Below are 10,129 nucleotides of genomic sequence, written 5' to 3'. Positions count from 1 at the left end.
TTAATAAGTATGGTAAAGGTAATGTTCGTTTAAGTTTGGCATTAAACAATCAGAGTGACGCTGACTTTGCTGGATTGATGGATTACTTATCTGAAATTTACTATTATTTTGATGGTTCTAGTGACAGTTATATTAATCAATTAGTTGATAATTTGGATAATATGACGACGGCAGATCAGGTAGCCATGACTGAATTTGGTGACGGTGCTGATACTTCAGTGGGTGATGTTTTCCAAAAGACCGCAAATGTTTTTTCAACACAATTTATGATGGTCGCATCCGGTAATGGTGCAGCTTCGGTTGGTTTTGAAAATACTCAGATGGCCACTTACTCTATGCCTTCAGGAATGAATACGCAGTTTTGGTCCGGAATTTATAGTGAATTTATTAATAATATTGTAAGTACTTATATTAGTGAAATTGTGCCTGGTGCCGAATCATATGTTTTGGAGAAAATTTTACCAGCTGTGAATACTGCGTCCGACACGCAGGGTATGCAAGATACATCATCGACGGGTATTTTGAATAATATTGACGAAAATTCCAATGAGCTGGTCCATGCTTTAATGACAATTGATGGCGCATACTCGTTATCCACAATTGTGACCCATATCGAATCGATGTATGAAAATCTGGGAGATTCTCTTGGTTCTCTGTTAAGTGCAATGATGAGTTTAGTGGGTATTAATTCCAACGACACATTAGGGGAATACGTCGGTGCAACAGAACCTGGTACAACAACAGGTTGGAACGATACTACCTTGTCTGGTAACGCAATTGCTTTTCCTAATTTCTCGATGTTTAACCAAATTTATCTGGCATATTCAAAGGCGATTGTCAGTGCCGCGTATGGTTACGCAATGGTCGGTAAATATGATGCGATTCAGACAATGTACTCAGAAAGTGCATCAGATCCTGATGCCGTTTGGACAGCATTAGGAATCACGGATAATACAACACCAAGCCAGATCGATGTTTCAAAATTCAATGTGTCAATACCAGCAAGCGATACTGTGATGACTGAAACCTTTCAACAAGGTGTCTGGGATGTTTACCACTACATCAAACCTTTCTACGATCAAGGTGTAGCGGATGCTGCTACTGACTCGACAATCACAAGCACCACAACTTTAGACGATCCAACCTACCTCAACGAAGTTTGGAATGAAGTCGGCGGCAACAACCTCACCGACACGAACGGCGATAAGTTAACCACAACCTACACCGGTACAGATACAACGGATACCAACCCGCATGATGTGGCCAACTATGTCAGTCCGCAAACGCAGGCCTACCTGGTCAGCTTTTACGCTGAGGTCGTTTCTTCAAACGAGTTGGCATACAGCGAACAACCCGCTATCGAAACGATTGTCAAAGATGCCAGTGGATCGGTTGTTAAAACAAACTACACGGCAATTGGTTCAGCCATCACGACAACTAGCACTGGTGCTGACCTAACCGGTTCCTTTGGCGACGCAATCGACTTACCGACGACAATTAACGGCTACACGAAGCCAACCGACGCCAGTTCAATCACCATTCCTGAAAGTGGTGGCGTGGTTTACGTGCCTTATTCAGTTGTCACGGTTAACGCTGGGCAAGTTACGGTTAAATCAGTTGGTGCCCCAAGTACCGCAACGTTTGATTACACGGTGACCAACAGTAATGGTCAAGTGGTGAATGGTGCAACCGGCGTCAGTTATGGTGCCGGGGTCGAAGTTGATCTGACCGATGGCGACACGTTGAACGTAACACCCGCAACGGTAGATGGGTACGTGGATAGCGTTTCTCCAGCTTCTTCTGTGAGTTACGACGACACGGTTAACGCCATCAACACGGTTACTGTCACTTATGGCCAGCAGGTGAGCTACACGATCCAGCCAACGGACGCAAACGGCGTCAACATTGGGACAGCCACGGCAGCCATTACTGGAGTCAGCGGCGCGCCAATTGATACGACGCAATTACCAACGGTGGCCGGTTACACAGCACCAACGTTTAACGATACCGACACGGACACGACAAACAACACCCCAGTGATTTCGGCTGCGGGTGGGGTTATTAAAGTGGCTTATACCGCAAATGAACAGACATTCACAGTGACGCAAACGGGTGAACCTGCCGGAAATACCACTGGGTACTCATATACAGTGAATGGCGGCACCGCCCAAACTGGCGCATACGGAACGGCGGTTACTGCCCATGTTGGTGACGCCATTGCCATCACGCCAGGGACAATAACAAATTACGACGCCAGTGTGAACAACGGGACGATCACGCTTGGTGCATCCGCTGCAGGTAGTGCTGCAGTGACCTACAGCCAAACTGTGCAGACGTTTACGGTGAGCCAAACGGGTGCGCCAACAGGGAGTACTGCGGGTTACACATACACGGTCAACGGCGGAACTGCGCAAACCGGCACGTATGGTACGGCAGTGAGCGCTCATGCTGGCGATAAAATTGTCGTCACCCCAACCGCAATCACAAACTACAACGCTTCAATTAACAACAATACGATCACATTAGCTGCAGACAAGGCTAGTAGTGCTGCAGTTACCTATACCCAAATCGCACAGACGTTTACAGTTACACAAACGGGTGCGCCAACAGGGAGTACTGCGGGTTTCACCTACACGGTTAACGGTGGTACTGCTCAGAATGGGACATACGGGACAGCCGTTTCAGCCCATGCTGGCGACACAATTGCCATTACAGCCGGTACGATCACAAATTATAAGTCAGCCATTAATAATGGGACTTTGACCTTATCAGCAACAGCAACTGGAACAGCCACGGTTACTTATACCTTGGCCACTCAAACAGTTGCGATGGCGCTAAGTCAGGCAGTTGTTGCCAACTATGATGGCACAACGACCGCTTCTGGTTTCTTAACAACAGGGGTCACAAAATACTCTGACGCGACAAACGCAACAACAGGGTCTCTGTCATGGTTGGCTTGGAACAACACGGCCATTTCAACATACTTCGCAGGTGCTGGTGCGAGTCAAAAGACGGCTTTTGTGAATGACTTGGCTGCCATGGGGACTAGTGCGAACTTGAGTAAGTACTTTACGCTGGCTAATGATGGCACAACAAGCGACCAGTACAGTTATACGCTGACACAAGCGGGTATCGATGCAATCAATAGTGCGCTTGCCACGACTACGGGTGGTCTTTATCAAGTTTCGTTTGCGAGTGGTGCCGCAACTAGTCAGGTTGTGATTGAAAATCAACTTTCTTTTGTACCGATTTCGAAAGTCTATGATGGAACCTCGGTGACTAGTGTTGCACCACAATTGACAATTGAAGGCAAATACTATGACACAAAAAATAACGTACTAACGGGTTATAAAACAATCACTGGACAAACAGGCGTGTCTGACTTTACACCGATCAGCGGAGACCAAAACGTTGGGACTTATATCGAAAAATTAAACGCTGATGGTGTTGCTTGGTTGAACACAACTTTTGCCAGTTATATTAAGGGCGATGTGAATGGAGCCAACTTTAGTTACATGACTGCCGAAATGACAGTCACGGCAAGAGCGGCGACTGTCACGCCAGTAATTACGGCGGTTGCTAAGGATGGAACGCCAGCAGTCTCACTAAGTTTCAACGTGCCTGCAGTTACTGGTGCCGCTAATATTGCGAGCGGTTCTTCCTTGGCACCAAGTTATAAATTCAGTGATCTGACAAAGGGTTCTGATTATACTCTGACTGATGTCAATGATTTGATGACTGTTACATTGAGCGATGCTGGTTTAACAAAAATTGGTCAAGCCAACCCTAATTATTCGTTTACAAGCGTTGCAGGAACGGCTGCCACTTCGACAATTACGTTTAATTATATTGATACGCAAAATGGAAATACTACTGTTCATACGGCGACACAAACTGGTTTGGCTAGTGATAATTCTGCTCAGAACTACGCAGTTGATTTATTTGGTTGGCCTACGGGTACCGAGTATCAACTTGGACCAACTCAAGTAAGTTCGATCCCATATACATTTGGAACAAGCAAATCGGTTGATATTTACCTGACGCACTATACTGCAACGGTAACCGTCACAGTGACCGACACAAACGGTAACACACTGACGGCGCCACAAACCATTAATCTTGATCCGTTGGACAGTAATACCAGTACAGCGGATGTGGCTGTTAATGGTTATCCAACATCACAAATTAAATCAATTACGTATACGTATGTAACTGGCGGTAGAAATGATGAAAACGTTAGCAACGTGGTCGCAACTGTAAATGATGAAAAGACTTCTGTGAGTGCCGTTCAAAATATGAACGATGGCACAACAGACACTGTAAAGCCAGCAACAAATGGTAACGGCAGTATGCTTGCTGACATGTTTGGTAACGGGATGCTGATCACATTTGGCAGTCCAGTCACAATTAAAAAGTCAGACCAGTCTGATTTGCTTCAATACGCTTCAATTGCCGTAGTCTACTTCGCTCAAGCAACCGCCACCGTTGATTTCGTCGACGATGACGATAAGGACGCAGATGGCAACAGTACGGCGTTGACGGACACCCAAACCATTTCTGGCTTCGTTGATGATCCGGCACAGAACACACCAATTGCCATTCCGACCGGTTATGCGTTGGCAACGACACAAGATAGTAACGTTACAGTTACTGACGGTGCCGCAGCCTACACTGGTGTATTGACAGACGATGACTCGGATAATGCTGTTGTCCATTTGGTTCACGCAACTGAAACGATTGATCCGGATAATACGACTGTTGGAACGGCTGACTACAATGCGACTCATGTGACTGTCAACGTCAATGTAGTTGCGGGTGATAATCCAACCGCAGTACAGATCACAAACGGTAACGAAAGTGCGGTTTATACGAGGTCTGCCATTAAAGACGACGTGACTGGGACGTACACATATGCAGCTAACACTAATTGGAAGCTAGCTGGTCCCATTCTGGGGACGCCAACTGTGAAAGCAGCAAGTGGTTATGCAGTCACCTATACAGGCGAGGGGACTACCAACGGAACGCTTGGTAATGGTGGTCAACTGATGAATATTACCGCTTTGGACGTGCCAAACGCCTTAAAGACTGCGACACCTGGTGAGACGATCTCGCTCAATTACACTGTCAACGCAGAAAGTACCAGTCAAACCATCAAGGTGAATTATGTTGATACAACGGATGGTGCCGATAAGGTGGTTGCCACAGATACAACAACTGGTACTCCAGACGAGACAATCAGTTACGATGCAACGACTAAGATCCTGCTGGATACACACTCGCGAATGGTCAGGCAAGCACGGTGACTTATGCTGTGACTGATCAAACCGACCAAGTGATTTCGGTTAATTTAGTTCATAAGATAATCACGGTGAATGCGAATAAGCCATATGCGCAAGGAACGTTGATTGATACCAGTAATCCAACTGGGGCAACGTATCCTGATGGGGTTGCCAACGCCGACCTTAACCGGATTCTTATGCGGACGATTACCTATAGTTACGCCGGTAGTCAAGATTCAATCAATACAATTGGACAGGGTGCTTTATTTACTAGAACTGCCACTGTCGATGAGGTTACCGGTACACTTTTAGCTATTCAGACTGGGAAGTCAGCACTTCACCAACGGCGCCCATCGACTATGCAAATGGGAGTTTCAATGGTTACGAAACCCCAACAATTAAAGGATACACACCTAATATCGCTGATGTTCCCGCTTTGGCAGTCACATCAGATGTCATTGCCAACTACACGGATGGGTCATTGGACGTTAACGTCGTTTACACTGCAGATCCGACAATCACGGTCGACCCGACAGATCCAAAGAATGCAGGTGATCAAATCGATTCCAACAACCCAGATGGGCTAAATTACCCAGAAGGTGTTGATGAAACCAGTTTAAATAAATCAATTTCACGGTTGATTACGTACACTGGTGTGATTTCTGGAAACCCAGCGAGTGTCAGTCAAACGGGTAACTACACTCGGACCGCCACAATTGATGAGAAGACCGGTGAATTGCTGGGCTATGGCGATTGGACGTTGACCACTAGTGACGATGGTAACGACACCAATGATGGGTTTACAGCCGTTGCTTCACCTGAAGTCCTTGGCTACACTGCATCAGGTGATGCACCAGCGACAGCGCCAACGAACGATGAAATCACTAATTTCGTTGCCCACAGTGCTGATGTTTCGGTTACGTACTCACAAGATGCCACAATTACAATTGACCCAACGAATCCTCAGAATCCAGGGACTCTAATTGATCAAAGTAATCCTGATGGGCCAAAGTACCCAGATGGTGTTAGCGATTCTGAATTGAACAAGTCAGTTTCACGGACAATCAATTATAGTGGCGCGGAACCAAATAATCCGACAAGTGTTACACAAACGGGTTATTACACGCGGACAGCAACGATTGATGCAAAGACTGGCGATTTCCTTAGTTATGGTGATTGGACGTTGACCACTACTGATGACGATAACAATACCAACGATGGGTTTACAGCAGTTACTTCACCGGCAGTGAAAGGTTACACAGCGTCAAGTGATGTCGCTGCGGCAACATTGTCGAATGATGAAATCAGTAGCTTTGTTGCAGGTAGTGATGATGTGGCGATTACTTACGCTCAAGATGCAACCATCACAATCGACCCAACGGATCCAAAGAATGCTGGAGATCCAATCGATGCAAGCAACCCGGATGGGCTTAAGTACCCAGAAGGTGTCGATCAAACTGATCTGAACAAACAAATTTCTCGAACCATCACATACACAGGAGCAGAACCAAATGATCCTGCAAGTGTTAAGCAAACGGGCGATTATACGCGGACAGCAACAATCGATGCAAAGACTGGTGACTTTCTAAGCTACGGCGATTGGACGCTGACCACTAGTGATGACGACAACGACACAAACGACGGATTTACAGCAGTCACTTCACCGAAAGTAGTAGGCTACACCTCATCAGGTGACGCAGAAGCAGTCTCCCTAACAAATGATGACATCTCTAATTTTGTGGACAAGAGTGCTGATGTTGCGATTATTTACTCACAAGATGCAACAATTACTATTGACCCAACGGATCCAAAGAATCTAGGAGATCCAATTGATTCAAGCAATCCGGATGGGGCTAAATACCCAGACGGTGTCAGTGCGACGGCATTAAATAAGTCAATTTCACGGACGATTACGTACGAAAATGCGGGGACTGATACACCAGCACAAGTGGTGCAAACAGGTAACTATACGCGGACAGCAACGATCGATGCAAAAACTGGTGATTTCCTAAGCTATGGCGATTGGACGTTAGCCACCAGTGATGACGACAACGCCACCAACGATGGCTTCACGGCAGTAACGTCACCCAAAGTACTCGGCTACACCGCGTCAGGCAATGCTGCAGCAGTAACCCCAACCAACGACGAAATCAACAGCTTTGTGGCCGGCAGTGCCGATGTTAAAATCACGTACAGCGCAAATGACACAGCCACCGTCACAACACCAATCAACACCGGTGACCCAGTTTCACCAGATGGGCCAGCTTCAAATAAGACGATTACGGATGCTGATTTGAATAAGACTGTCAGCCGTGCAATCGATGCGTCATTTGTTGGCGGGACGAAGGATGGCGACACCACAACGTTGGCTAACCAATCGACCGCCTACACAAGAAGCGCAATATTCGATAGTACCACTGGTGAATTTTTGACCTTCACGGATTGGACAGTTGCCGGTACTGATGGTTTGACGGCCTACACGCCATCCGCAGAAACGGATTACACTGTGACACCAACGACTGTCGTAGCTGTCTCAGCAAGTGACCTCACAACGGCACTGGGTCAAAGTGACGCCACGATTGCCTTGACCCCAGTGCAAGTCGTTTACACTTACGCTGGGTCAACGACGACGGACCCGGATGGCGGCACGACGACCACAACGACGGATGATAACGGCAACATTGTTGGCATCGATAAGACGTGGCCGGATGGTGATCAAACACACATTACTGTTGATACGGACACGAACGTTGCAACAGCCACAGAAACACCGAACGGCCAAATGGCATTGACGCCTGTCAGCATCGATGCTGGTGAGACAACGACTACTGGTAAAACGACCGTGACAAACGGCGAGCCAAACAGCATCACGCTGACTCACGACACAACGCCAACTGATACTGATGGGAATCCGACGTCGGGACCTTCATCTACCAGTGAGACGATTCTGCCAGATGGAACAGTGGCCTACTTTAAGTCCGATACTGGCGATGCGGTCAGCGTTGCCTCAAGTAATTACTACGTGACGACCACGACAAATGATCCAGATGGTGGCACCACTGCTACGACAACAAATGGCAAACGATAAGGTCACAAATATCGAAAAAACTTGGCCAGATGGTGATCAAACACAGGTCGCAATCAATACAGAGACTAATGTGATCACGACGACTGAAACACCAAATGGTCAGGAGCCACTAACACCTGTAATAATCAATCAAGGCGATACCGCGACAACAGGGAAGACTACGGTCACGAATAATGAACCAACGGGTGGCGTTACGTTGAGCCACGACACCACTGGAACGGATGCTGAAGGTCACCCAACGGCACCGACAACAATCGGTGAGACTGTAACGCCAACTGGGTCGGTCAGTTACGATAATTCAGCAGTTGGTGATGCGGTTAGCGTTAACTCAAGTGATTACTATGTCACGACAACGACCACGGATCCGGATGGTGGCACAACTGCCACGACCGTTAACGGCAATGGAGATGTGACACAAATCAATAAGACATGGGCAGATGGTGACCAGACGCAGGTTTCAATTACGCCTGATGACACTGAACCAAGCACCTCTGTGGTCACCACCGCTGAAACACCAAATGGCGGTGAACCAGTTGGGCCAGTATCTGTTCCAACGGATACAGCCGTTACAACGGGCAAGACAACGGTGACGAACAGCGAACCTGATGGCGTTACATTGAGTCATACAACCACCGGCACAGATGCCGATGGAAATCCAGTAACGGTTACAACTAGTGAAACTGTGACGGCACAGGGTGAGTTGAGTTACGCTAAATCGGCAAGTGCTGCACCAGTTAACGTTGACCCAGATGGCTACTTTGCTTCCACGACGACTGATGATCCAAACGGCGGCACAACTGTCACGACTACGAATGGTAATGGGCAAGTCACAAAGATCGATAAAACCTGGCCGGATGGCGATGAGACGCAGGTTGCAGTTAATACCAGTACTAATGTGGTCACGACGACGGAAACGCCGAGTGTGCAAGAACCATTAGCACCTGTCACGATCAGTCCAAACGACACCGCGACAACTGGTAAGACGACCGTGACTAACAATGAACCAGATGGTGTGACGCTGAGTCATGATACTACTGGAACAGATGCGGACGGTAATCCGACCTCAGCGACAACGGGTGAGACAGTCACATCAACTGGCACGACTAGTTACACGAAGTCGGCTAGTGCAGCACCAGTTAGTGTTGATCCAAGCGATTACTCTGTGACGACAACCACGGATGATCCAAATGGCGGGACCACCACGACTACAGACGGTAATGATAAAGTCACTAAGATCAATAAAACGTGGCCAGATGGTGACAAAACGCAGGTCGACATTGATACCAGCAACAATGAGATCACAACTACCGAAACACCAAGTGGTCAAGATCCATTGGCACCAGTAACAACAAAACCAGGCGAAACCTCAACAACTGGCAAGACAACGGTTACCAATGATGAACCAGATGGTGTGACATTGAGTCATGACACGACTGGGACGGATTCGGCTGGCAACCCAACGGCACCTTCAACAACTGGTGAAACGGTGACCCCAACAGGCACAGTCAGCTACTTCAAGACAGCGGTTGGTGATGCAATCAGTGTTGATCCAAGTGATTACTTTGTTACAGGTGAACCAGTAACTGATCCTGACGGTGGGACAACAACCACAACTAAAGATGGTAATGGTAACGTGGTTAAGATCGACAAGACGTGGCCGGATAGTGACCAAACGCAGGTTGATGTTGATACCGACACTAATGAAATCACGACTACGGAAACACCAAACGGTCAAGATCCAATGACGCCAGTAACGACGCAG

Annotated in this window: 4 protein-coding genes; all 4 read left to right on the top strand. The window is 47.4% G+C overall.

Features of this window, described 5'->3' with window-relative positions:
• Positions 1-35 precede the first annotated feature (35 nt).
• The gene (locus JCM11969_RS18105) at positions 36-5,303 is read left to right on the top strand and encodes a beta strand repeat-containing protein (RefSeq protein WP_054712342.1); all 5,268 of its coding nucleotides are present in this window, start codon (positions 36-38) and stop codon (positions 5,301-5,303) included.
• 8 nt (positions 5,304-5,311) lie between these two features.
• Positions 5,312-5,866: a mucin-binding protein gene (locus JCM11969_RS19370; RefSeq protein WP_156319397.1), complete on the top strand. Its 555-nt coding sequence runs from the start codon at positions 5,312-5,314 to the stop codon at positions 5,864-5,866.
• Positions 5,761-8,367: a mucin-binding protein gene (locus tag JCM11969_RS14780; protein WP_156319396.1), complete on the top strand. Its 2,607-nt coding sequence runs from the start codon at positions 5,761-5,763 to the stop codon at positions 8,365-8,367. Before JCM11969_RS19370 ends, JCM11969_RS14780 begins: the two co-directional genes overlap by 106 nt.
• On the top strand, positions 8,318-10,129 hold a 1,812-nt coding region (locus tag JCM11969_RS14775), incomplete at its 3' end, for a hypothetical protein (protein WP_156319395.1). The genes JCM11969_RS14780 and JCM11969_RS14775, both read left to right, overlap by 50 nt.

This window comes from Secundilactobacillus paracollinoides DSM 15502 = JCM 11969 (assembly GCF_001311135.1).
GTDB classification, from domain to species: domain Bacteria; phylum Bacillota; class Bacilli; order Lactobacillales; family Lactobacillaceae; genus Secundilactobacillus; species Secundilactobacillus paracollinoides.
The sequence above is the reverse complement of the archived record's forward strand: the minus strand, read 5'-3'. Positions and strand labels throughout refer to the sequence as shown.